General features: G+C 56.7%; 1 protein-coding gene. It reads right to left on the bottom strand.

Annotated elements, in window-relative coordinates; translation table 11 throughout:
- Positions 1 to 156: 156 nt before the first annotated feature.
- Positions 157 to 1,562: enoyl ACP reductase FabMG family protein (locus BRX37_RS26185; protein ID WP_206434238.1), on the bottom strand; the 1,406-nt coding region annotated here is incomplete at its 5' end.

Here is a 1,562-nt window from a genome sequence, read left to right as displayed (position 1 = left end):
ATCAGGTGCGAAAGTGATAGATTCGCGACTGATTTTTGCGACACGTCGCGGCCCGGATTCCGGGCCGCTGCGGACGTGATGCAGGTTTCAGGATTTGCGCGACAGACAGCCTCGCTTTTCGGCGGCTAGAGCATATGCCTCCGACTGTGCAAGGTGTCAGTCCGCACTCCCCCCGCTTGCTGCGATGAGTCGACGTGCAACCAGATCGTGGTTCAGCCACAGGACAGGTCCGGAGGGTTCGCTGGCCTCGCCAAAGATCAACTGGCCGACCGCCTTGACCACATGATGGCTCAAGACGTCGCTCACGAGAATTCTTTTATCTTTGTGCAGTTGCACGATCTCTTGTGATGTGCCGATGGTCTGCTCCGCCTGAGTGGCGCTATTCGGCAGCGGCCAAAGGTCGAAGTCATAATAGGGCTGCATCGCCTCGTTGTTCTGATAGTCCAAAACCATCTGTAGCAGGGCTTCGAGCGTCACGCCGTCTTTCAGCAGGTCTTGGCATCCTTGCCAAAGCACCTCGACCCAGCCTCCACCGCCTTCTTTCTTCAGCGCGCCCAGCAACGGTAGGAGCGACAGTTCGAGCCCGGCGAATACATCGGAGGAATTGGTGCGGATTTCGGGGCAATTGAACACTGTGGCTTTTATGCCTTTGCGCCACGCAGCTTCGGCAACACCTTCAAGACGCATCTTCGCATAGCCTTGAGTGTAGTTGGTATAAGTCTGCCAGCGATAGCTGCCGCCAATCAGAACTTCGGTGCCGTGATAGCCATAGGCGGTGTAACGAACCTGTCCGCCGGCCGCCCAGATCCGGGTACGGATGGCAGAGCTGGCCTCAAGCAGGTAGCCAAAGGTATTAGCCGAAACCTCGTCAAAGTTTTGCAAAACGAGCTTCCCGAGATCGCTTTCGATCAGCGACTGCGACGACATATGTCGCGCGCCACGACCCTTGTAGATGCGGTTTACGATAGCGAGAACGACCTTGGCCTTCGGGATACCACCTGCCATTGTGTGTGCGAAGAAGACGTTCCTGCCGTCGGGGATCAGGTCATCGAGTTCCGCCATAACTGCGTCGAGCGCGGTCTTGAACCGTGTCAATCCAACCTCGTGGCAGCGCGCAATATAGTCCCAATCGAGGGTATCGGTCTGCCAGGTGTCGAGAGTCATCTTCCCGAGAAGATCAGTTGGGGTAGGACCGCCTTCGGGAGCATCGAGATCAAAGCCTGCCATCAGCGGAGTGTTGATAATCTTGCCGCCGAGATTGGCTTCAGCCGCAGCCAGTTCGTCATCAGCCAAGGCGCGCAATGCGTTATTCTCCTCGCGACGGCCGACTGTGACTCCCAGGATGGTCATGCCCGCAGCCTTGGCCTCGTCAAGCAGACCGGCTGCATAGCCACGGCCAAACAGCTCGCCAAAAAGCACGAAGAAATCTCCCTTACGGAAGAGAGTATTGGGGTTCATGGTTTTTTGCGGTGTGAGATTCGTCATATCAGCCTTTGCAATTTGGGGATGCTTTCGGAGCGAAACGTCAAGCATCCGAGATGGCCCATTGTCGCAGAAGTCCC

This window comes from Sphingomonas sp. S-NIH.Pt3_0716, from assembly GCF_003950715.1.
Classification (GTDB): Bacteria; Pseudomonadota; Alphaproteobacteria; order Sphingomonadales; family Sphingomonadaceae; genus Sphingobium; species Sphingobium yanoikuyae_A.
This window is presented reverse-complemented; position numbering and strand designations above follow the sequence as displayed.